Source organism: Kribbella sp. NPDC051620, from assembly GCF_044453825.1.
GTDB lineage: Bacteria > Actinomycetota > Actinomycetes > Propionibacteriales > Kribbellaceae > Kribbella.
The window spans coordinates 676,510-698,898 of sequence record NZ_JBITDB010000001.1; the positions used below are offsets into that span (position 1 = coordinate 676,510).

Here is a 22,389-nt window from a genome sequence, read left to right on the forward strand (position 1 = left end):
TCATACCCGGAAGAGTCCGGCAGTCAGGCGATGGTTCCGTCCAGTTCCCGCGGGAGGGCGCGTGAGTGCAGGACGTCCAGCCGGGACACCGCCCGGGTGAGCACAACATAGAGCCGGTTCAGGCCACGTGGCTCGGCCTCGACGATCGCGGCGGGCTCGATCACGATCACGTGGTCGTACTCCAGGCCCTTCGCAAGCTCGGCCGGAACCAGCGCGACCCGGCCGTCGCCGTCGGCCTCGATCGTGGCGATGCCGTCTTCGCGCAACGTCGTTCTGAGGTGGTCGATCGCTTCGTCGGCGGCGATCACTCCGATCGAGCCCTCGTCCTTCAGAGCAGCCTGTACTGCCTCAGTGCACGACTTGGCGAGGTCGCTCGTCCGCTGGATGGTCAGGCGGCCGTCGGAGCGGAAGGATCTGGTCGGCGGGACGTCGATGCCGAGGTTGCCGAGTAGGCGGTTGGCCACCTCGACGACGGCGGCGGGCACGCGGTAGCCGGTGGTGAGGGCGACGACCTGGCTGCCGGGCTTGCCGAGGTGGGTGAGTTGGCCGGGCCAGTCGCGGGCGGCCCACGGCGTCGTCCCCTGGGCGAGATCGCCGAGGACGGTGATCGAGCCGTGTTCGCTGCGGCGGGCGATCGCGCGGCACTGCATGGGGGAGAGGTCCTGGGCTTCGTCGATGATCACATGGCCGTAGGTCTGGCCACGCTCCAGGAGAGCGCTCGCTTCGTCCAGCAGGACCGCATCGGCGGCGGTCCAGAGAGCGCTCTTAGGTTTGCGGGCGCGCTTCCAGCTGATCGCCGCTTGCTCGTTCTCGGTGAGGAGCTGATCGGCGGCTTCGGCGAGAAGGTCGCGGTCGCTGAGTAGGCCGGCGAGCAGCTCGTCGGCCTTGACTGCGGGCCAGACCGCGTCGACGGCCGGGGTGACCGCCCGGCCCATCTTGCGCAACCAGTTGCCATTGCAGTTCTGGCCGCGGGCCTCGGCTTGTCGCTGGAGTGCGGCGACGAGGCGGGCGATCACGCGCTCGCGGCCCAGCAGGTACGCCGTCGCCTCCTTCCGCGCGTCGTCGACCATCTGCTCGAACTCGTGCTGGTTCACCCGCCACCGATACGACGAGTCCGGCACGACCACCGCTGCTTCCGGTGAGCGCACTCGCGCGTAGAGCGCTCTCCGGAGCACTTCGGCCATCCGCGGATCATGCTTGGTCTGTGCGGCTTCGGGCTCGTCCGTACTGCGAATCGGGTGCTGCTTGCCGGTCAGCAGTTCCTCGATCGTCGTCTGCTCGACATCCACCTCGCCGAGCGTCGGAAGCACCGCCGAGATGTAGTGCAGGAACGCCCGGTTGGGGCCCAGCACCAGCACCCCGTTGCGCTGCAGCCGAGCGCGATGCACGTAGAGCAGGTACGCCGCCCGGTGGAGCCCGACCGCCGTCTTCCCGGTCCCCGGAGCCCCTTGCACACAAAACGATTCGTCGAGCTCGGCCCGCACCAGCAAGTCCTGCTCAGGCTGAATCGTCGCCACGATGTCCCGCATCGGCCCGACCCGAGGCCGCTCGATCTCCGCCCGCAAGATGCCCGACAGCCCCTCGCCCCCGGCGCCCGCCGCATTGCCTCCGGTCGCGTCGCGCTCCAGCTTTTGCCCGCTGTCCGCACCCGGAGGGTGCGGACAGCGGGTGAGGTGCTCGTCTTCGTAGCCGGTGAGGGTTTCGGTGGACCAGCCGAAGCGGTGGCGGATGGTGATGCCGCGGCGGTCGGTGGGGCTGGCGCGGTAGAAGGAGGTCGAGACCGGGGCGCGCCAGTCGATCACCAGGGGTGGGCGGCCGATGGCGTCCGAGATGTGCCGGCGGCCGAGGTAGTAGGTCTGGTTGCGGTGCTCGCCGGCGGTGTCATCGTCGCCGTAGCCGATCAGGCCGAAGAACGGCGGTCCCGTGCCCTCGTCGCCGAGCTCCCGCGCCAGGCTCTTCAGGTAGTAGCCGAGTCGCTCGGCCGTGTACCGATCACCCCAGGTCAACTCGCCGACGACCACGTTCTCCCGCGCCCCGGCGATCATCGCCTGGAGTGCTGTCCGGCAGCGCGCGGCGTACTCGCGTTCCCCGTCCAGTCCCTGCATCTGCCCACCCGACTCAAAAGGTTAACTCGGTTAATTCATTAACCAGGTTAACACTTTGCTATCGTCAGTCCATGGCCGGACTGCGGGACCGTAAGAAGCAGCAGACGCACGACGCGCTCTCCCAGGCGGCGATCGAGTTGTTCCTCGAGCACGGGTTCGACGAGGTGTCGGTCGCGGACATCGCGGCGGCCGCGGACGTCTCCAAGCCGACCTTGTTCAAGTACTTCGCCACCAAGCAGGATCTGGCCCTGCACCGGATCGCCGACCACGCCGGCGAGGCGGCCCGCGTCGTCACAGCGTCGAGCTCGGAACCGCCGGAGGCATTGCGCGACCACTTCGTCGACGGGCTGAAGCGGCGGGACCCGGTCACCGGGCTGAACGACAACCCGGCCGTCCTCGCCTACTACCGGCTGATCCTCCACACGCCGGCCCTGGCCAGTCGGGTGCAACAGTTCGTCGCGGCCGACCAGACCGCGCTGGCTGAGGCGCTGGGCGGCGGCCTGGTCAACGAGTTGGCAGCCGCTGACCTGATCTCGACCCAGCAGGTGCTGTCGCGCCGCAACTGGATCGCGCTCACCGGCGGTATCACCGCCGACACCCTGTACCGAACGGCGGTCGCCGAGGCAAAACAGGCGTACGGCCGCTTGCTCCGCCGATAGTGCCCAAGTGCGGAGTTCTTTCGCGGGCCGGCGGACCGCGAGCACTACGCTGAGTCCGTGACTGATGCAGACGGACGCCGCGTACTGGTACTGAACGGCCCGAACCTGGGCCGCCTGGGTTCCCGGGAGCCCGACGTCTACGGCGCGACGAAATTCGCCGACCTGGTCTCCGAGTGCGAGAAGACCGGCGCCGAGCTCGGCCTCCAGGTCGAGGTCCGCCAGACCGACGACGAAGCGGAGCTGGTCGGCTGGCTCCACGAGGCCGCGGACACCGAGACCCCGGTGGTGCTCAACCCGGCGGCCTTCACCCACTACTCCTACGCCCTCCGCGACGCCTGCGCCCAGCGCACTGCCCCGCTGATCGAGATCCACATCACCAACCCGGCGGCCCGCGAGGAGTTCCGCCACACCAGTGTCGTGGCGGCCGTCGCCACCGGCACCATCGCCGGCTTCGGACTCGACTCCTACCGCCTGGCCCTTCGCGCCCTGACCACCCTGTCCTGATCAACCCTGTCCTGATCAACCCTGTCCGGAGCAACCCTGGCCTGACCTCCCGGAGGGGCCGTTTCATCGGGGCGGGCGGACAAGAGATCGGCATGAGACGTCGGTGAAACGCGTCCGCGTCACTCTTGGGTTGAGTCGGGGTACCGCCCGCGGCCGAAATTTAAGGCTGGCTGAAGGTCGGGGACCACGATCGGGAATGACGATCTTGGGGGTTTCAATCGTGACTGCGGATGCGATCCGTTCCGTTCCACCAAAGCGCTCTGGGGGAGTGACGTACATGACGCAACAACGCATACCCGTCTGGGTGAAGGCACTCGACCCGCTGTCGCAGTTCGGGTTGGTGCACGCGCTCAGGCAGCGTCCGGAGATCCTGCTGATCGGTGACGCCGAACTGGCGGAGCAGCAGGCACTGTCGCAGCAGGTCAAGGCCGACCAGCGCACCACCCCGCCAGTGGTGGCTCTGGTCGCGGTCGACTCGCTGGACGCGGGCGCGGTGCAGGTGCTGCGCTCTGCCACCCAACGCGGCTGTCGCCGGACCGTGCTGATCGGCAGCACGATCGACGACGAGGCGCTGATGACCGCGGTCGAGCTGGGGGTGTCCGGGGTGCTCCGGCGTACCGACGCCACTGCCGACCGGATCGTGCACCTGCTCCAGGCTGCGGCTGCCGGCGATGGCAGCCTGCCGCCTGATCTGCTGGGCCGGTTGCTCGGCCAGGTGTCGCGCATGCAGCGGCACGTGCTGGCACCGCGGGGCCTGTCCCACACCGGGCTGTCCGACCGGGAGACGCAGGTACTGCGTCTCGTGGCCGACGGCAAGGACACCCAGGAGATCGCGCGGGAGCTGTCCTACTCGGAGCGGACGGTGAAGAACGTCCTGCACGACGTCACCAGCCGCCTCCAGTTGAAGAACCGTTCGCACGCCGTCGCGTACGCACTGCGCGAGGGCCTCATCTAGTAGTTCCACCCACCACCGCCGGACCGGGCTCAGCCCGGTCCGGCGCTTTGTCGTCACCAGCGGAGGACGAAGTTCGGGGGCTGCGGCGCGAGGGGCATCACCAGCACCGGAGCGCTCAACACCGGCACCGGCTGGGCCGGCATGGTCGCGGTGAGGAACCGCTGCCCCAGCACATCCCGCCGGAACACCAGTACTGCGTTCTGGAACCGCCCAGTCTGGTCAGCAACCACCTTCTGCGTCCCCAGCCCGTTCTTCCAAGCCAGTACTGCGGCCTGCCCCGGCGGGAAGCTGGTACCAGTCGCCAGCACGATCTGCCCAGGCCGGACCACCGGCGGCTCCACCACCAGGGTCGGCGCCGCAGTGGCCCCAGACATCCGCACCAAAGCTGGGAACGGCGCAACCGCCCCCGCCGCAGTTGCAGACACCAGTACCGCGCCGGCCTGCGTCCCGATCGCCCGCGGCACGAACCGTACTGCGATCTGGCACGCCTGCCCAGGCAACAGCGTCCGGCAGGCGACAGCCGTAGCAGCCGTGAAGTCGCGCGCGGTGGTCAACCCGCTGACGTTCAGCGGCACGTTCCCCGTGTTGGTCACGACAACCGCCTGGGGAGCGCTCGCCGTCGTGAGGATCTGCGTGCCGAAGACCAGCAGCTTCGGCGTCACGGTCATCGAGGCGACAGCCGCTCCAGGCTCGCCGATGCCCACACCACTCAGCCCCACCGTCACATCAGCCGGGCTCTTCACCAGCGGATCCTGCGACCTCGGCCGGAACAGGATCGACCCGACCCGCGTCCCCGCCTTCCGGGCCACGAAGTTGACCGGATAGTCACACGTTGCCCCCGGCATCAATGTCGTGCAGGCCGTGTCGTCCACCCCGAAGTCACCGGCTGAGCTCAGTCCGGCGGCGACGGAGAGCGCGACCCGGCCCGTGTTCCGCAGCGTCACCTTCGACGCCGGCGCGGCCTTGCCGACCTCCGACGACCCGAACGCGAGCTTCCCCGGTACGACGGTGAACCCCGCGACCGGCGGCACCGTAGTACCGGTGCCGGTGAGTCCGGCCGAGACGGATGGCCCAGCCAGGTACCCCTGCATGCTCGGCAACGTGAGCAGCCCATTGGCCGGCCCCGCCACCACAGGCACGAAGCGCGCGTCGACCGTGCAACTCTCGCCCCGATGCAACGCCACCTTGCAGACACCTGTACCGGCCGCGAACGGCGGATCGACCTTGGTCGGCCCAGCAGTCACCGGCCCAGGCCCGAGGTTGCGTACCACCAACTCCCGCGCGCTCGACGTCTTGCCCACCTGGACTCCACCGAAGTTCACCGACACGGGCTCGATCACGAGCTGCGCCGGCCGACGGCGTACGTAGACGTCTCGGTAGTCGTCGGTGTCGGTACTGACCAGCTTCGAAGTGGAATCGAAGGCCGTGAACGCGCCGTCGGAGCTGAGCGAAGGCGCGTCACTGTCGCCTTCGTCTTCCGGTGCCGCGCCGTCGGCTGTGAGCGAGACACGTTCGTTGAAGCGCTCTGCCACCGCGGCACCGGAGAAGTCCGGGTCCAGGTTGCGCACGTAGATCGCGTCCCCGCTGTTGCCCGCTTCGGTGACCAGGTCGTCGGCGGCCGAGGTGTAGCCGACCGTCGACCCGTCATCGGACAGCGAGGGGTCGTAGCTGAAGCCGTCGCCTTCGGTGGTCGGCTTCCCCGCCGCGGCGGACGCGAGCACGGTCCTGCCCGAGGAGATGTCCCGGGCCCAGACCTCGCTCGGGTAGTACAGGGGATTGCCGTCCGCCATCACCGCCGCGGCCTTCTTGCCGGCCAGGTAGGCCTCGCGGGCGGTCTGCTTGCTCTTGGCGGCGAAACCGTTGTTGCGATAGCCGTCGGTGACGAAGGCGACCCGGTCGCCGGAGGCGGACAGGGACGGCGCGAACGCATCGTTGGCCGCGACCTCGCCGTCGGGCAGCTGCGACACCAGGATCGTCCGGCCGGAGACCAGATCACGCCGGTAGACCTGGTCGCTGAACCCGGCCGGCCGGCCGATGATCGCCGACGACGCGAAGGCCAGGTAGCGGCCGTCGGCCGACAGCGACGGCTCGGTCCCGTCGATGGGCTCGCCCTCGTCGTTCCGGCTGCCGATCTGTACCGGTCCCGAGAACGACGCGTCACCGGCCGGATCGGTCCGGGTCAGTACGACGTCCTGGACCCCGCGCACGACGAACCGGTGGTAGCCGGTGTTGCCGCCCGTGGTGTAGAGCGTGGCGGCCGAGACGTCGGCTGCCTCGGGGCGGAAGCCGACCACGGCGGTGCAGGTGGTGTTGGCGGGCAACACCTGGTCCTCGGCACACGGCTTGGGTTTGGCCGGGTCCGGTTTCGTCACTGAGACGAGGGCGAAGTCGCAACCGGACTGGAAATGCAGGGTCTGATCGGTCGTCGCGCCTCCGATCACGGTGGCCATGTAGCTGGCCTCGCCGACCTGGGACGAGTCGGTGGCCAACGGATTGCCCGCGTTGGTCGTGCCACCGCCCTGGTCGTAGGGCGTGTAGGGCGCGGGCGGGATCGGCGTACAGGAGGCGGCCTTCGCCTTCACCTTGTTCGGGGTGAGGTGGAGGCAGGTGTCGTCACTCATCAGCGGGATCGCGGTCTGGCCGTCGGGGGTCGCGCCCTGCAGGCGGAGTACGCCGGTGAGCTCCCCGCCGCACGCCTGGTGGTACAGCTGGACGGTACAGCTGGCCCCGGCCGCCAGTACGCCGGTGCAGGTGCTGCCGTCGGCGACGATGAAACCGGACCCGGGATCGGTCGTCGGCGGACCATTGAAGCGGATCGGCCGATCGGTCGTGACGGTCAGCTTCTGGGCGGCCTGCGAGGTGCCGAAGTCGATCACGTTGTACACGTCGACCGGATCCCGGGTCCCGCTGCTGACCTCGAGCTTCAGCCAGCTCGCCCGCGGATCCAGCTGCGCGGGATAGGCGATCGTCTTGCCGTCGCCGGACAGCGCTGGGCGGCACTGCCGCTCGCTGTCACCGGCTTCGCGCCGATTGCAGGCCGCGTAACGCTGGTAGCGCAGGTCGGTCTCGGTGCCGCTGATCGGATGCGTACCGGCCTTGTCGGCGACCATCGTCCGGTGGCGCTTGCCGTCGCCGGGCTGCGCGGCACCGTCGACGGCGTTGTAGCCGACCCGCGTACCGTCCGCCGAGATCGACGTCGGGCCGACGCGGTCGTGGGAAGCGAACTGGGTGATCTGCTTGGTCGCCTGGTCCCTCACGTTGATCTGCTCGCCCGGCCCGTCGGGGTTCTCGGGCCTGGTCCGGTACGCGACGAACTGCCCGTTGTCGCTGATCGACCCATCGGTGTGCCGGCCCTCGTTCGTCGACACGTGCGACGTCTCACCGGGCGTCCGGGTATCGCTGCTCCCGGCTCCGGTCAGCGTGGTCAGCACGTAGGTCGGCTGGGCGCCGCCGTCGGTCTCCGCCACGAATCGCTCGGACCGCGGTCCGACGTGCGTCGGACGGAAGGTGAGCAGGTACGAACAACTCTGCCCCGGCCGCAGGATCTTGCCGGTGCACTGGTCGCCGGCGAGCGAGAACTCACTGGAATCGGAGCGATCCGGCTTCGCGAACCGCACCGGTGCCAGCCCGTCATTGGTCACCGTCAACGGCTTGGTTCCACTCGTCGTGCCGACCTTGACGGTGCCGAAGTCCAGCGGATCCGGAGCAATCGTGGCGCTGCTGTCGCGGGTGGCGTGGTAGACGTCGGGGTCGAGCGCGTCGCCGTTGAGCCGATCGTCGTCGTGCAGCAGATCCCTGCTCCAGAAGGCGATCTCGGTACCGTCCTGATTGACGCTCGGGAACCCGTCGCCGGCCGTGCTGCCCAGACCGTCGGGACGGACCGAGATCAGCTCGTTGGTTCCCTTCCCGCCGGCGAAGTCCTTGGTCAGGTCGCGGGCGATGATCCGGGTTCCGGGCAGCACACCGACCCCGAGATTGTTCGCGCTGGACTGGTATACGACCGTGTAGCCGTCACCCGACAGTTGCGGATTGCCCGACCACCGGTTCCCGGAGCCGCCCTCGGTACCGGAGGAGACCCAAACCGTGTGGTTCGCGATTCGGTCGTAGACGTAGATCTGACCGATCTCGTCCCGTGTACCGAAGGCGACCCGCGTGCCGTCGTCGGACACCGACGCCTCGGCCGCTGACCACGGGAACTCGCCGTCGGTCCGCTTCGAGACCACCACCGTCTGCCCCGGCTTGTACGTACCGTTGCCATCGGCATCGGTGTCGTGCAGGAAGACCTGGGTGCTCCGGTAGGTGGAAGTGGGGTCGGCTTCGGGCCAGCCGAGCGGCGTCGCCGAGGCGAACCCGATCCAGCGGCCGTCCGCCGACACGCTCGGCCCGGTGCCGTCCATCGGCACGTTGCCGGTACCGGTGACGCTGACGAGCTGGGCCGGGCCGAAGTTGCCGGCCGCGCCGGGATCCCGCCAGGCGGCGACTGCCCGTCGGCTGGCGTGGCCGGTGATCCGGTACGGGAGACCGCCCGTGTCGATGGTGCCGAGGAAGGGGCCGACGTCGGGAACCTGGTACTCGACATAGGCGGTGCAGTTGGTCTCGGGTGCGATCGGCTCGTTCGGGTGGCAACTCGTCGCGGGGTCCGCGCCGCCCGGCAGGACGAGCTTGAGCTGGCAGCCGGGAGACTGCAGCAGGGGAATCCGGGGCGCCGTCGTGTGGTTGCCGATGTTCAGCGCCGTGATGCCCAGCTCGCCGGCGGACACCTCACCGACTACGAAGAAGGGGTGAGGGTGGCCTTCGCTGGCCCACGGATCGTCGGCGACCGGCAGGTCCCACTTGTACTGGCTCGGTCCGGTGCAGTCCGCCGCGGCTGCTCGCGGTTGCGGCCGGAGTGCGTCCTGCGTTGGGCAGTCGCCGTAGTCGAGAAGACTGATCGCCGTCTGACCGCCGCTGGTGGTGGCGGGCAACCGCAGCATGCCTCGGGACTCCTCGTCGCACCCGAGGCCGGTGGAGTGGACCGTGACCGTGCAGGTGCCGCCGCTCGGCAGCGTGTTGGCGCAGGTGGTGCTCGCGATCGTGAACCCGGGTCCTTCGATCGTCGGACCGGTCTCGGGGTAGACGATCGGCAGCGCACCGTTGTTGGTGACGGTGAGGGTGTCCTTCCGGCCGGCTGGGCCGTAGAAGATGTCCATCATCGGCGCGTAACCGCGTTCGGTGTGCAGGTCCAGCTCGCCGATCCTGAGGCCGAGCCGGGGCGCGTCGACGGACTGCTCGACCGGCGCGACCAGCGTGCGGCCGTCGCGGGACAGCTTCGGTTCGCAGCCCTCGTCGTCCGCGTCGCCGTTGTTGATCGTGCAGCGCACCATCCGCTGGTACGGCAGGTCGTTCACGCCGCCGGTGACCTGCTTGACCTTCGGAGCGGCCGGGTCGCGCCGGTCGACGACATAGATGTCCGGGTCCTTCGGGTACTCCTGGGTCCCGCCGGCGACGTCACCGAGGAAGCTGACCAGCGAGGCGTCGCCCGACAGGGACGGCGTACCGGCCTGGGTGTCACCGGTGGGCAGTTCGGCCGGGTCCTTGCCGGTGTGGTCGCCGAGCAGGATCCGCAGGTTGCCGCCCTGGTTGGACTGGTAGGCGACGGTCCGGCCGTCGCTGCTGATCGCCGACCGGTAGGCGGTACCGGTCGTTGTCTTCTGGGAGACCAGCTCGATCACCGGCTTGTCCTGGGCGGCCGAGGCGTCCCGGCTGAAGGAGAGCACGGCGAGGCCTGCCGTCAGCAGGGCGGCAGCGGCGACGATTGCGGTCGGGACACGCGGAATACGGCTCACGCCGACCAGCAAACCGTCGTGGCGGTCTCGTTGGCAGAGCGCGCCGCGCCGCCTGCGGGGCAGCAGTGTCTGCCCGACCGCGCAATGTGCCAGACCGTGGGCGTTTCGGTGGCATCCGCTGCCTGATGGGGCAACCAGCCGGACCCTTCGTACGGCGCTCGCGCACCTGCCCGCGATCGCCGCCGGAACCTAGCGTGGCACAGTGATCTCCGAAGCCGACGGTGCCCTCGCCGCCCTGCTGCGCCGCGAGCTGCTCGACGCCGCCCGGGTGCAGGTGGTGTTCGACCCGCCGACGAAGGAGTGGGCCGGCAAGCGCAACGGGCCGGCCGTGAACCTGTTCCTGTACGACATCCGCGAGGACACCCGCCGCCGGTCGAGCGGCCTGGTACCACGGTTCAACGAGAGCGGCCGGGTGGTCGCCCGGCACACGCCGCCCCGGATCTTCCGGCTCTTCTACCTGCTCAGCGTCTGGGGCCAGCGGCCCGAGGACGAGCACCGGCTGCTCGGCCAGCTGCTCGACACTTTGCTGACGCACGACGTCGTACCGGCCGATTTGTTGCCTGATGCCCCTTCTCCGGTAGGGCTCGCGATCGGTCTGCCGCCCGAGGACGACCGCTCGTTCGCCGACGTGTGGTCCGCGCTCGGCGGTGAGCTGCGCCCGTCGATCGATGTCGTGCTCTCGTTGCCGATAGAGGCCGGCCGCCTGACCGTCGCCGGCCCGGCGATCGTCGAGCCGTTGCAGGTGGAGCTGGCCGACATGGATCAGGCTGTCGAGTGACCGGGGGTCTCAGCTACCTTCTCGGCCGGCTGGCGCTGGTCGAGGAGCGCGTCCGGGCGCTGGTTGCACTCCGCAAGCCCCTCGATCCGGCCCCGAACGACCCGTTCCGGGGTCTGTACCTGACCCCGGCCGCCGTCGACAGCCTGCTGACCGGGCGCCCGGTCGGCGTTCCCGACGAGCTGGCTGGGAAGCTGGCCGAGGTCGAGGCGGCCGGCGACGCGCTGGAGGCCGGCGGTACGACGCCCCGCCTGCGCAGCCTGATCCGCTCGTTCAGCCTGACCGATCTCGACGTCGAGATCCTGCTCAGCTCGGTCGCGCCCGATCTCGACGCGCGCTTCGAGCAGCTGTACGGCTACCTCAACGACGACGTGTCCCGCCGCCGCGCGACCCCGCGACTCGTCCTCGACCTGCTCGCCATCCCCTCGGCCGACGGGGCCGCGCGAGCCCGTTTCGACACGTCGGCTCCGCTGATCGCGGGTGGTCTGATCGAGCTGGAGGATCCAGCCCGTCCCTTCCTCACCAGGGGAATCCGGGTCCCGGACCAGGTGACGGCGTACCTTCTCGGCGGTCACGCGACCGAGCCCGCGCTGCACGATCTCGTCCTCCCGCCACCCCTCGTCGTCTACAGCGAGCTCGAGAACTCGACCGAGCAGCTGGTCCGCGTACTGCGCCCCGGCCAACCCGTCTACCTGCGGGCGAAGCCCGGAAGCGCCGCCAAAGGCCTGGCCGCGACCGCCTTCGCGAAACTCGGCCTCGGTGTCCTCTCACTCGACCTGACCCGGCTCGCCGCCGACGTCGACGCAGTCTCCTTCGTCCGTACTACGGCCCGCCAAGCCCGACTCAGCTCCGCCGGCATCCTGGCCGGCCCGGTCGAGTCGATCAGGCCCGACGTCTTGCGCGCACTCACAGTCGCGCCCGTCCCCGTCGTACTCGTCGGCACACCGACGTGGGACCCGTCGTGGTCGGCCGTAGTACCGGCGGTACTGGATGCGCCGTCGCTGACCGCTAGTCAGAGCGCGACGCTGTGGCACGCGATGTTGCCGCCCGAGTCGACCATCTCGGATTTGGACGCGGCCGCGGAGACCTCCACCTTCCGGCTCGACGTCGACCAGATCGCCCGGACTGCCGAGGCAGCGACTACTCGCGCGGCGCTCGACGGCGTACTGGTGAACGGGGAGATCCTGCGTGCTGGTGCGCGGTCGCAGAACGGTGCCGGACTGGAGCGGTTGTCGCGCCGGATCATCCCTGCGGTCTCGTGGGACGACCTCGTGCTGCCGGACGGTCAGCTCGATCGGCTGCGCGAACTCGCGATCCGCGCACGGCATCGCGAGCAGGTGATCCGTGGCTGGGGAATGCGTCCGGGCGGCGGTCGGGGAGCCGGCGTTTCGGCCTTGTTCACCGGCGAATCCGGCACCGGCAAGACGCTGTCCGCCGAGGTGATCGCCGCTGAGCTCGGCGTCGACCTGTACGTCGTCGACCTGGCGACCGTGATCGACAAGTACATCGGCGAGACCGAGAAGAACCTCGAACGGATCTTCACCGAGGCGACCGGCGTGAACGGGGTGCTGCTGTTCGACGAGGCGGACGCGATTTTCGGCAAGCGGTCCGACGTCCAGGACGCGCGCGATCGCTACGCGAACGTCGAGGTCGCCTACCTGCTCCAGCGGATGGAGAGCTTCGACGGCCTCGCGATCCTCACCACCAACCTCCGAGCCAACCTCGACGACGCGTTCAGCCGGCGGCTCGACATGGTCGTGCACTTCCCCCAACCGGACGAGGAGCAACGGCTGCTGCTCTGGGACCGCTGTCTCGGCAACGTGATACCGCGCGACCCGTCGCTGGACCTGTCCGTACTGGCCCGAGCGTTCGACCTGTCCGGCGGTGACATTCGGTCGGCCGTCGTCACTGCGGCGTACTATGCGGCCGCGGCCGGGCGGGTGGTCACGATGGCCGACCTGATCACTGCGGTCGATCACGAGTACACCAAGCTCGGCCGGCTGCCACCTTCTCCCGGAACACGTTGATGGACCCCGGCCTGATTGCCCTTACGTGCAGGCCTTGCTTCCCTCTGCTGGGACCTGCCGGACGTACCGGCCGCGCGACTGGACCGCGACGCTTGGAGTGAGACCAGACCAGCTGAAGGAGTGACCATGCCGACGTACTTGTCGCCCGGTGTCTACGTCGAGGAGGTGGAGGCCGGGCAGCGGCCGATCGAAGGCGTCGGCACGGCGGTTGCGGCGTTCGTCGGTTTCGCCGAGAAGGGCCCGCTGAACACCCCGACCCTGATCACCAACTGGACGCAGTTCACCCAGACCTTCGGTGACTTCGTCCAGGGCTCCTATCTCGCGCACGCCGTCTTCGGCTACATCCAGAACGGCGGCTCGGCGGCGTACATCGTCCGGATCGGTGGTTCGGAGCCGGCCGCGGGCGGGGCCAAAGAGCTGCCGGCCGGACCGCCGCAGACCGTGCTCGGGCACTACAAGGTGGTGGCCCAGCTCAACGGCGCCAAGCCCGCCGACGTCTCCATCGAGGTGTCCGACAGCGCCGCCGAGAACCCGCCGGAAGGCGCGGTCAAGCTGACCGTCCGGGCGAACGGCCGCCAGCCCGAGGAGTACGACCCGGTCGTACCGGACCGGCGCGCGGACAAGGCCGTCAACCTCGCCACGGTGGTGAACGCCAAGTCGAAGACCGTCAAGATCGAGGAGCTGGCCGCCTCCGCCGCGCTGGAACCCGTTGCCAATGGCAAGAAACAGCTGGTCGCCCCGGCGCCCGCGGCGGTCGAGGGAGTCGGCGCCGAGGACTACGTCGGAGATGTTGCCCAGCGCACCGGTTTCTCCGGGCTGGAGGCGATCGAGGACGTCACCATCGTCGCCGTCCCCGACCTGATGAGCGCGTACCAGCAGGGCGCGATCGACCTGGAGACCGTGCACTCGGTCCAGCAGGCCGTCATCACGCACTGCGAGCTGATGGGCAACCGGATGGCGGTGCTCGACCCGCCGCCGGCGCTGAACGCCCAGCAGATCAAGGACTGGCGGCTGAACCAGGCCGGCTACGACTCGAAGTACGCGGCCCTGTACTGGCCCTGGGCGAAGACCTTCGACCCGGCCTCCGGGCGCAACATCCTGGTCCCGCCGTCCGGTCACGCGGCCGGCATCTGGGCCCGCACCGACGAGACCCGCGGCGTGCACAAGGCCCCGGCGAACGAGGTGGTCCGCGGCGCGATCGCGCTGGAGACCCAGATCACCAAGGCCGAGCACGACCTGCTGAACCCGATCGGGGTGAACTGCCTGCGCTCGTTCCCCGGCCGCGGGATCCGGATCTGGGGCGCGCGCACGCTGTCATCCGACCCGGCCTGGCGTTACGTCAACGTGCGCCGGCTGTTCAACTACATGGAGGAGTCCATCCTCGGCGGCACCCAGTGGGTCGTCTTCGAGCCGAACGACGACGCCCTGTGGGCCAGGATCCGGCGCACGATCAGCTCGTTCCTGATCAACGAGTGGCGCAAGGGCGCGCTGTTCGGGCTGACCGCGGACGAGGCGTTCTTCGTCAAGTGCGACCGGGAGACCAACCCGGCCGAGGCGATCGACGCCGGCCAGGTCACCTGCCAGATCGGCATCGCGCCGGTCAAGCCGGCCGAGTTCGTCGTCTTCCAGCTGTCGCAGTTCTCCGGCGGCACCAGTCTCGTCAACGAGTAACACCTTCCATCCAAGGAGATTGTCATGCCGCTCGCCGACGCCATGGACATGGCGACCGCGTATTCCTTCAGTGTCTCGGTCGACGGGATCGAGGTGCCGTATGTCATCGAGGTCTCCGGGCTCAAGGCCGAGGTCGACATGGTCAGCTACCAGGAGCAGGCCAGGGACGGGAAGTACGTCGCCCGCCAGGTGATGGGCCGGCCGAAGCCCGGCCAGTTCACCGTCACCCGCGGCCTGACCGACTCCAAGACGGTCACCGACTGGCTGAAGTCGGTCATGCAGGGCGATCTCAAGGGCGCCCGGAAGACCGCGGAGGTGTGCATCTACACCTCCGACGGCCAGCAGCTCAAGCGGCTCAACTTCCGCAACGTCTGGATCAAGGACGTCGAGCTCGGCGGTTCGCTCAAGGCCGGCTCGACCGAGCCGCTGACCGAGAAGTTCACGGTCTGCTGGGACGAGATGGAGTACGCCTGATGCGCCGGACGCACGGTACCGCGGTCGCGGACGTGATACCGGGTTCTTCTACTTCTGTTCCTGGTCCTGCTCCTGCTCCTGCTGCTGTCGCTGAGCCGGAGCGGATGCGGACCGAGTTCGACTTCGAGCTGCCGCGGGGCTACGTCGATGCCGACGGGCGGGTGCACAAGTCGGGCACGATGCGGCTGGCGACGGCGCGGGACGAACTGCTGCCGCTGTACGACGCCCGCGTGCAGGAGAACCCGGCCTTCACCACCGTCGTCCTGCTCGCCCGGGTGATCACCCGGCTGGGTGACGTCGGGCGGATCGACGGGTCGCTGGTGGAGAACATGTTCGCCTCCGACGTCGCCTTCCTGCAGGACCTGTACCGCCGGATCAACTCCGAGGGGCACACCCGCGCCTCGGTCACCTGCCCGTCCTGCAGCCAGGCCTTCGCCGTCGACATCGCCGGCGGCCGCCTGGGGGAATCCTGACGTACGCGACCGACCGGCTGCAGGAGGAGATCGCGTACGTCGCCTACCACTTCCACTGGCCGCTGAACGACATCCTCGACCTCGAACACCCGGCCCGCCGGCGCTTCGTCGACGAGATCTCCAAGATCAACCGCCGCATCACCGAGGGGGACTAGGTGCCGCCACCATCGATCGGTGCTATCGGCAACGTTCCCTCGACACTGCGGCCGGCGGACGGCGGCTGGATCTCGTCGTGGCGCTCGCCTGCCTTCACCGGCGAGCTCTCACACCAGCTGGATCCTGCCGCACCGGCGGGCCTGGTGGGCAGTCTGGTCACCCCGGGGGCACCTCAGTCCTTCCAGTCGACGGCCGACCTGGCCGTCCGGCAACCACCGGCGGCCAAGCAGTCGCCAGTGGCGCGGGCCTTCCAATCCCTCCGCAGCGCCTTCTCCGGCAACCGCGCGGCACCGGGCGGAGCGGCGGGTTCCATCCCGAGTCAGGCAACAGCTGGTACTTCCGCCCAGGACGACTCCGCGGGCCCGGTCGGCACCCTCCCCAGCTTCACCTCGTTGCCCACAGCAACCGCATCCACCCCCGGCAACACCCAAACCTTCGCCCCACCTCCCACTCTCGCCCGCCGCCCCCTCCCGGTAGTGTCCGCCCCAGCCGCCCCCTCACCCGGCACACCAAACCCCACCAACCCGAGCCCACCGGCAACCACAAACGCAGCACCCCCGAGCACTCCACCCGCTCCGAACGCCACCGGCGTGAGCCTCCCACCCGTTCCGAACGCCACCGGCGTGAGCACCCCACCCACTCCGAACGTCACCGGCGTGAGCACCCCACCCACTCCGAACGTCACCGGCGTGAGCGCCCCCGCTGGTCCGACTGTTCCGATCGCGCCGGCCGGCGTCAGCGGTGTAGGTGCTGCGGCGCTCGCATCCTCAACTTCTCCAGCCGATCTCACCCGGTCGACCCTCGCAGACCTCACGCCCGAACTAGCCTCCACCGACTCCCTGGGCCCAGGCGTCCCCACCGAAGCAACCCCCCAGTCGGCCGGCCCGGCGACGTCGGCTGGCCAGGCACAACAGGCCGCCGCTCTCTCCCGCCGCCGGGCCGGCCTCGGCGCTCCCATCACCCTGGAAACAGCCCTAGCACTCGCCTCGGACAGCCCAACCTCGCCCATCCGCCGACCCTTCGGCGCGGACACCGCATCCAGTGCCCATGACAGCGCTGCCGACACCGGTGGCGCTGGCATCGGTATCCCCCCAGGGGCCAGCGCAACTGCTGGGCGACCCACCGGCGCGATCGTCGCGAGCGCACCGGCTGCACAAGCGCCCAGCAGGTGGACCGGGCCACCAGCAGGAGCCACCTCCGCAGGCGGACCAGCCGGACCAGCCGGGGGAGCGGTGCCGGTGCCCGGCACGGCGGCCGGTGGGGCTGGCGGGAGAGCGGTGCCCGGCACGGTGGCCGGTGGGGCAGGCGGTGCAGGTTCGGCGCGTGGCACGGGAGCCGGTGGAGCGGCGGTCGGGGCGGTGGCTGGCGCCGCGGCGGGATCTGCTGGTGCAGCAGCAGGGGATGCGGCTGGAGCTGCCGGAGGATCGTCGACTGCCGCAGGCGCGGGATCGGCCACAGGTGCGTATGGGGGAGCGGCCGCGGGCGGAGCAGCAGTTTCAGGTTCGTACGGAAGCACGGCTGCCGGCGGCGGCGATGCGGGGCTGGGCAGTGATGCGAGTGGCGCGTCCGGAGCCGGAGCTCTTGCAGGTGCGGGAACGGGGTTGGCGGAGCGGAGGTTGCTGGGCAGCACCTCTATGGGTGCCTTGATCGACGGCGTCGATGGCCTCAGCGCGGTCGCGGGCGCCGCCGGCGGATCAGCGGGCAGTGGCCCAGTCGGCAGCGTGCGTGCAGCCGCCGGTGGTGCCGTCAACACCCTTGGTGCAGCCGCCGGTGGTGCCGTCAACACCCTTGGCGCAGCAGCCGGTGGTGCAACCCCGGGTACAGCTGCAGGCGGTTCCGGTTCAGGGCTCGGTGCCGATGGCAACCTTCGCTCGGGCGCCGGCATTTTGGGCGGCGGCGGGCAGCCCGTGGTCGCCGGCGGGTTTGATGAGGTATCAGGCAGTGAAGGGGCGACGGTTCCGTTGATCGGGGATCGTGCGCTGGTACCTGAGGTTGGTGACCTGGCTTCTGGTGCTCCGTCTGCTTCGGTGAGCGCTCCGGCGCAACCGGTTGTCCACCTTCCGAATCAGTCCAGGTCAGCCGAGTCGTCTGGCTCCGCCGATTTGCCAGGCTCGCTGACAGCGGTCGCGGCTTCGGGTGCGTCGGCGGGGGGAGCCGGCTCAGGACGGCCGTCCGTGTCGAGGCCGCCTGCTGCGACCGGGGCAGGAGTGGGCTCGGCGGCGGGTGGTGGCGGTGGAGGAGGCGAGGTCCCTGCGGCATCGCCTGGCGGGTTGGTGGCGGGGAGCGTGGTGGAGAGCGTTGGTGCGGGCGCCGGTGGGTCGACCTCGGTGGCGATCCCGCAGGAGGCCGGCGCGGCGGGGAGCACTCCCGGCGGACAGCTGGCGGCGGAGCCGAGCCGGGCGGCCGGCGCAGACGGTGATGGCGCCGCGGGCGGGCAGGGCGGCGCGGGTGGCGCGGGCGGCGCGGGTGCGGGGATGTCGGCGGCTGAGGTGGATGGGTTGGCTCGGCGGTTGTATGAGCCGATTGCCCGGCGGTTGCGGGCGGAGTTGTGGGTTGATCGGGAGCGGACCGGCACGTTGATGGATCGGATGTGGTGATGAGTACCAGTACAAGTACAAGTGCGACGGAGTTGATGCCGGCGATCGGGGTCCGGTTCCTGGTGCAGGTGGACGATGTCCAGCTGGGGATGTTCACCAGCTGCGACGGGCTCGGCTGCGAGGTGGTGATCGAGCAGCGGTCGGAGGGTGGCAACAATGGGTACATCGTGCAGATCCCGTCCCGGCTGAAGTTCCCGAACATCAAGCTGAGCCGGCCGCTGACGAAGGAGACCGAGCGGGTGGCCCGCTGGATCTCGGGGCTCGCGGGCGGTGTGAAGCGGCGTACCGGGCAGATCACCGCGATGACGAGTGACGGCACCGTCGTCGCACGCTGGGGACTCGTCGACGTGATCCCCGTTCGCTGGACCGGCCCCAGCCTCGCCAAAGGCCCGGCCGACATCCTCACCGAGACGATCGAGATCGCCCACCACGGCTTCATCGACACCGGCGCCTGAACCGATCAGGCCTCATCGACACCGGCGCCGGGACCGGTCAGGCTTCATCGACACCGGCGCCTGAACGGTCAGACCGACACCGGCACCGACACCGACACCGGGACCGGTCAGCCGCGGTCGAGGACCTTGCGGATGAGCTCGTCGAGGGGGATCCGGCGGGTGGCGGCGGCGATCTCGTCGGCCCGGTCGCCGAGTTCGGCGCGGATGAACTCGTCGGCGGCGGCCAGGTTCATGATCTCGTCGGGGACGGCGACCGGTTCGACGATCAGATGACGGCCGTGGATGGCGGCCGCGAGCAGTTCGGCGGCGAGCTCGTAGCGGCCTGCCGCGGCTTCGATGCAGCCAAGGGTTCCCAGGGAGTCGAGCTGGCCGACGGTGTAGGTGATGTCGCGGGCGACCTCCAGCGCGTCCAGTTCGAGCTCCCGGGCCCGATCGAGTTCGCCGGCCTGGTACGCCGAGATGCCCAGGTTGCCGGTGGCGATGACGTATCCGTGCCCGTCGTGGATCGCATCCCAGCAGGCCCGCGCCTCCTCGAACAGCTTCACCGCCTCGTCGGCGTGCCCGATCATCCGCAGGCACAGGCCCATGCAGTTGAGGCTGGCGCCGCGGATTACCGGGTAGTCCGTGCTGCGGGTCCACACCTCGTTGGCGCAGGCAAGCGCTTGGTAGATCTCGTCCAGCGCAAGGTAGGTCAGCGTCAGGCTCTGCAGCACCTGGATCGTGCCGCGCTCCTCCTCGGTCCCGCGCATGATCGCGAGCGCCTCCCGGCCATACGAGAGCGCGTCCTCGAATCCGCCGAGTTTGCGGGTGACGATCGCCAGCGCGTTCAGACCGACCGCGTACTTGACCGAGCCAGGCGGCACGGCGGCGAGCGAGTCACGCAGCCAGCCGACGGCTTCCTTGAGCAGGCCGCGATATCCCCAGTACCAAGTCAGCGGCGCGACGATCTCGTTGACCAGTGCGGGCTCGGCGCCGACGGACAGGCACCAGTCGACCGCGCTGAGCAGGTTCGGCTCTTCGAGGTTGAGGTCGCGATAGAGATCCCGCTGCAGCCCGTGCGTGTGGTAGAGCCGCCCGAACTGCTCACTGGCAGCCGCGACTTCGGCGCACCAGGCGACGTGTCGCCGTCGGATGGTGTCTTCCTCGCCGACGGTCCGGAGCTGTTCGAGACCGTAGTCGCGGATGCTCTGCAGTACGCCGTACCGCCCAGTGCCGTCGACGGTCAGCAGACTGCGATCCACCAGGTCGGTCAGCAGGCCATCGATCTCGTCGACCGGCAGCCGCTCGTCAGCGATGACCTTATCGGCCGCCGCCAACGTGCAACCGCCCGCGAACACCGACACCCGGCGCAGGGCGATCCGTGCCTTGGGGGTGAGTAGTTCATGGCTCCAGTCGAGCGCCGCCCGGAGGCTGGAGTGCCGAGCGCCGGAGTCCCGCAGGCCGCGGATCAGCAGCCGGAGGCGATCGTCGATCCGATCGGCCAGCTGGTCGACCGAGAGGATCCGGGTGAGCCCGGCGGCCAGCTCGATGCCGAGCGGGAACCGGTCGACGGCCGCGCAGATGGCGTCGACCTGCTCGCTCGGTGGGAGTCCGCTGCGGGCGCAGAACAGTTCGGTGGCGGCCGCTGCCGTCAGCGGGCCGACGCGATGGACGTACTCGCCGCTGAGCCGCAGCGCGCGTTGCGAGGTGACCAGAACGGTCAGCCCGGTGGTCGCCGCATGCAGGTCGCCGACGAGCGCGGCGGTGTCCTCGATCAGATGCTCGGCGTTGTCGACAACAAGCAGCGCTCCGGGCAGTACTTCGATCGCGTTGGCCAGCGGATCGGGCCGGCCACCGTCGGTACCGATCGCGGTGGCCAGCACATCGGGTCCGGCACCGTCGGTACCGATCGCGGCCGCCAGCGCCGACGGGAGATTGTCACCGGCCTGGAGCGGCGCGAGGTCGAGCCAGCCGACCGTACGCCCTTCCCGGTGAGCGCTCTCTGCGAGCTCACGTGCCAGCCGGGTCTTCCCGACTCCCGGTCCACCGAGCAGCGTCACCACGGACGGCTCGCTGACCCGTGCCCGCAGGCTGAGCTGCTCGTCCAGACGGCCGATGAAGCTCTTGGTCTGCGGTGGCAGGGAGGAGCGGATCGCCCGGTCGGCCTGGTCATTCAGCTTGGCCTCGAGCGCGAGGGTCTCCGGTCCGGGGTCGATGCCGAGTTCCTCGGCCAAGGTGGTGCGCAGATGCGCCAGCCGGGTCGTGGCGCGCATCCCGCGGTTGGCGAGCGCGCGGGCGGACAGGCCGATCAGGCGCTCGTGCAGCGGATGGTGGCTGACCAGGCGTTCGAGGTCCGGTCCGACATCCTTGCCCAAGGCAAGTCCTGCCTCGCTGTGGGCGATCTCGAGTTCCACCTGGAGCGACTCCAGCCGGAGCTGTTCCGCGGCGACGAACGGGATGTTTCGCAGATCGGCCAACGCCTCGCCGCGCCACTGCTCCAAGGCGACGGCCGCCGCGTCGAACACGGCCGCTTGGTCTCCCGCCCGACGAGCTGCGTCGATCGAACCGACAGACTGCTCGACCAGGTCCAGGTCGACGGGTGCCGCGTCCAGGGAGAAGCCTGCCGGCGTACGGCGCAACGCCTCGCCTTCGTTGCCCAGGGCACCTCGGAGCCGGGAGGCGAGCACCCGCAACCGCGCGGCCGGCCGGGCATTGCCGGCGTCGCCCCACAAGTCGCGGATCAGGATCTCGTCGGCAACGGCTGCGCCACGAGCGAGCGCGAGTCGCACCGCCAGTGCCCGGGCGAGCGGTTGCTTAACAGTCAACTGACGGGAGCCCGTCGCGATCTCCACCGCCCCGAGCACCCGCACCGCCAACAACGGTTCCCCGAACTGCCTCGTCGCCCTCACCCCCAGTGCAAGCGTCCAACTTCTCCGATGCTCCCACGCTGCCCTTTAGGGAAGTTCGGAGGTCCCTCCGTGCGGCGCTGGAGCCCCTGCCCGAAGCGGCGTTGCTTCCCTAGCCTCGTGGCATGAGTGGCAATCTGGCCAAGGCGTACCTGGAACTGCACGAGGCGATGCCGAACAAGGGCGCCGGTGCGAAGCTCGGCGCGTCCAAGGGACGGATCGCGTTCCAGTTCAATCCGAACGAGCTGACCGTCAAGAAGGCCGCCAAGTGGAACAGCGAGCCGGCCCGCGGATCGAAGAAGGCCGCGCCGCCTGAGTTCCAGGGGCCCGAGCCGGGCAAGCTCACGCTGGAGATGTTCTTCGACGCCACCGACAAGATGGACGACAGCGTCCTGAAGGCGGTCAAGTCGCTGTTCGCGTGCTGTGTCCCGACCGACCAGAGCGTGGGCAAGAGCAAGCCGGTACCGCCGCTGGTGGTCTTCCACTGGGGCGCCCTCGACTTCTTCCCGAGCTTCATCACCTCCGTCAGCGCGAAGTACTCGCTGTTCACGCCGGAAGGTACGCCGGTCCGCGCGACCTGCACCGTCGACCTGCAGGAGATGCCCTCGCTGACGGCCAAGCAGAACCCGACATCGGGCAGCCTGACCGCCCGTCGTACCCACGTGTTGCTCGAGGGCGAGACGCTGGCCGCGGTCGCGTACGCGGAGTACGGCGATCCGGCGATGTGGCGACCGCTGGCCGAGGCCAACGACATCGACGACCCGCAACGGCTCACGCCGGGCCGGACGGTCCTGCTGCCGTCCGCCGAAGAACTGCTGGCGGGCTGAG

The 22,389-nt window shown here is 69.6% G+C and carries 16 protein-coding genes; 12 read left to right on the forward strand and 4 right to left on the reverse strand.

Going from position 1 to position 22,389, the window contains the following annotated elements; genetic code table 11:
* Positions 1-23 precede the first annotated feature (23 nt).
* Complete coding sequence (locus tag ACIA12_RS03010; RefSeq protein ID WP_396365122.1) at positions 24-2,105, reverse strand: HelD family protein; 2,082 nt, start codon at positions 2,103-2,105, stop codon at positions 24-26.
* Between the two features lie 71 nt (positions 2,106-2,176).
* Between ACIA12_RS03010 and ACIA12_RS03015 the strand changes: the two genes are divergently transcribed.
* The 3 genes from ACIA12_RS03015 (at position 2,177) to ACIA12_RS03025 (ending at position 4,223) form a co-directional block, all read left to right on the forward strand.
* Positions 2,177-2,764 carry a TetR/AcrR family transcriptional regulator gene (locus tag ACIA12_RS03015; RefSeq protein ID WP_396365123.1) on the forward strand — a complete coding sequence of 196 codons (588 nt, stop codon included), beginning with the start codon at positions 2,177-2,179 and terminating at the stop codon, positions 2,762-2,764.
* 57 nt (positions 2,765-2,821) lie between these two features.
* Positions 2,822-3,268 (forward strand): type II 3-dehydroquinate dehydratase, encoded by a 447-nt coding sequence (aroQ, locus tag ACIA12_RS03020; RefSeq protein ID WP_396365124.1) that lies wholly within the window; start codon positions 2,822-2,824, stop codon positions 3,266-3,268.
* Between the two features lie 277 nt (positions 3,269-3,545).
* Complete coding sequence (locus tag ACIA12_RS03025) at positions 3,546-4,223, forward strand: LuxR C-terminal-related transcriptional regulator (RefSeq protein WP_396365125.1); 678 nt, start codon at positions 3,546-3,548, stop codon at positions 4,221-4,223.
* 53 nt (positions 4,224-4,276) lie between these two features.
* Here ACIA12_RS03025 and ACIA12_RS03030 read toward each other — a convergent pair whose 3' ends face one another.
* A complete protein-coding gene (locus ACIA12_RS03030; protein ID WP_396365126.1) occupies positions 4,277-10,048 on the reverse strand; it encodes a choice-of-anchor D domain-containing protein in 5,772 nt (1,923 codons plus the stop codon).
* Positions 10,049-10,250: 202 nt separating this feature from the next.
* Between ACIA12_RS03030 and ACIA12_RS03035 the strand changes: the two genes are divergently transcribed.
* From ACIA12_RS03035 to ACIA12_RS03060, 6 genes are all read left to right on the forward strand, one after another.
* Positions 10,251-10,826, forward strand: a complete 576-nt coding sequence (locus ACIA12_RS03035; protein WP_396365127.1) for a DUF4255 domain-containing protein — start codon at positions 10,251-10,253, stop codon at positions 10,824-10,826.
* Positions 10,823-12,850, forward strand: a complete 2,028-nt coding sequence (locus ACIA12_RS03040) for an ATP-binding protein (RefSeq protein WP_396365128.1) — start codon at positions 10,823-10,825, stop codon at positions 12,848-12,850. Before ACIA12_RS03035 ends, ACIA12_RS03040 begins: the two co-directional genes overlap by 4 nt.
* Before the next feature lie 126 nt (positions 12,851-12,976).
* Positions 12,977-14,521 carry a phage tail sheath family protein gene (locus tag ACIA12_RS03045; protein WP_396365129.1) on the forward strand — a complete coding sequence of 515 codons (1,545 nt, stop codon included), beginning with the start codon at positions 12,977-12,979 and terminating at the stop codon, positions 14,519-14,521.
* 24 nt (positions 14,522-14,545) lie between these two features.
* Positions 14,546-14,995, forward strand: coding sequence for a phage tail protein (locus tag ACIA12_RS03050; protein WP_396365130.1), 450 nt, complete (start codon positions 14,546-14,548; stop codon positions 14,993-14,995).
* Entirely contained in the window at positions 14,995-15,468 is a 474-nt protein-coding gene (locus ACIA12_RS03055; RefSeq protein WP_396365131.1) for a hypothetical protein, read from the forward strand. The genes ACIA12_RS03050 and ACIA12_RS03055 overlap by 1 nt, the downstream gene beginning before the upstream one ends.
* Positions 15,465-15,623 (forward strand): DUF6760 family protein, encoded by a 159-nt coding sequence (locus ACIA12_RS03060; protein WP_396366022.1) that lies wholly within the window; start codon positions 15,465-15,467, stop codon positions 15,621-15,623. The genes ACIA12_RS03055 and ACIA12_RS03060 overlap by 4 nt, the downstream gene beginning before the upstream one ends.
* On the opposite strand, the gene ACIA12_RS03065 is transcribed toward ACIA12_RS03060, so the two are convergent.
* The gene (locus ACIA12_RS03065; protein ID WP_396365132.1) at positions 15,620-15,784 is read right to left on the reverse strand and encodes a hypothetical protein; all 165 of its coding nucleotides are present in this window, start codon (positions 15,782-15,784) and stop codon (positions 15,620-15,622) included. The genes ACIA12_RS03060 and ACIA12_RS03065 overlap by 4 nt on opposite strands.
* A 2,128-nt stretch (positions 15,785-17,912) precedes the next feature.
* Between ACIA12_RS03065 and ACIA12_RS03070 the strand changes: the two genes are divergently transcribed.
* Positions 17,913-18,221 (forward strand): hypothetical protein, encoded by a 309-nt coding sequence (locus ACIA12_RS03070; protein ID WP_396365133.1) that lies wholly within the window; start codon positions 17,913-17,915, stop codon positions 18,219-18,221.
* Positions 18,221-18,676 (forward strand): phage tail protein, encoded by a 456-nt coding sequence (locus tag ACIA12_RS03075; RefSeq protein WP_396365134.1) that lies wholly within the window; start codon positions 18,221-18,223, stop codon positions 18,674-18,676. The genes ACIA12_RS03070 and ACIA12_RS03075 overlap by 1 nt, the downstream gene beginning before the upstream one ends.
* Positions 18,677-18,783: 107 nt before the next feature.
* Here the strand turns inward: ACIA12_RS03075 and ACIA12_RS03080 are convergent, their stop codons facing one another.
* Positions 18,784-21,564 (reverse strand): ATP-binding protein, encoded by a 2,781-nt coding sequence (locus tag ACIA12_RS03080; protein WP_396365135.1) that lies wholly within the window; start codon positions 21,562-21,564, stop codon positions 18,784-18,786.
* Between the two features lie 122 nt (positions 21,565-21,686).
* Between ACIA12_RS03080 and ACIA12_RS03085 the strand changes: the two genes are divergently transcribed.
* Positions 21,687-22,388: a peptidase M23 gene (locus ACIA12_RS03085; RefSeq protein ID WP_396365136.1), complete on the forward strand. Its 702-nt coding sequence runs from the start codon at positions 21,687-21,689 to the stop codon at positions 22,386-22,388.
* The last annotated feature ends 1 nt before the right edge of the window (position 22,389 follow it).

What these genes read in the sequence shown, in the direction of transcription:
- ACIA12_RS03010 (WP_396365122.1), bottom strand. Translation starts at nt 2,105, where the DNA reads ATGCAGGGACTGGACGGGGAACGCGAGTACGCCGCGCGCTGCCGGACA.
- ACIA12_RS03025 (WP_396365125.1), top strand. Translation starts at nt 3,546, where the DNA reads ATGACGCAACAACGCATACCCGTCTGGGTGAAGGCACTCGACCCGCTG.
- ACIA12_RS03045 (WP_396365129.1), top strand. Translation starts at nt 12,977, where the DNA reads ATGCCGACGTACTTGTCGCCCGGTGTCTACGTCGAGGAGGTGGAGGCC.
- ACIA12_RS03050 (WP_396365130.1), top strand. Translation starts at nt 14,546, where the DNA reads ATGCCGCTCGCCGACGCCATGGACATGGCGACCGCGTATTCCTTCAGT.
- ACIA12_RS03085 (WP_396365136.1), top strand. Translation starts at nt 21,687, where the DNA reads ATGAGTGGCAATCTGGCCAAGGCGTACCTGGAACTGCACGAGGCGATG.
- ACIA12_RS03055 (WP_396365131.1), top strand. Translation starts at nt 14,995, where the DNA reads ATGCGCCGGACGCACGGTACCGCGGTCGCGGACGTGATACCGGGTTCT.
- ACIA12_RS03015 (WP_396365123.1), top strand. Translation starts at nt 2,177, where the DNA reads ATGGCCGGACTGCGGGACCGTAAGAAGCAGCAGACGCACGACGCGCTC.
- ACIA12_RS03075 (WP_396365134.1), top strand. Translation starts at nt 18,221, where the DNA reads ATGAGTACCAGTACAAGTACAAGTGCGACGGAGTTGATGCCGGCGATC.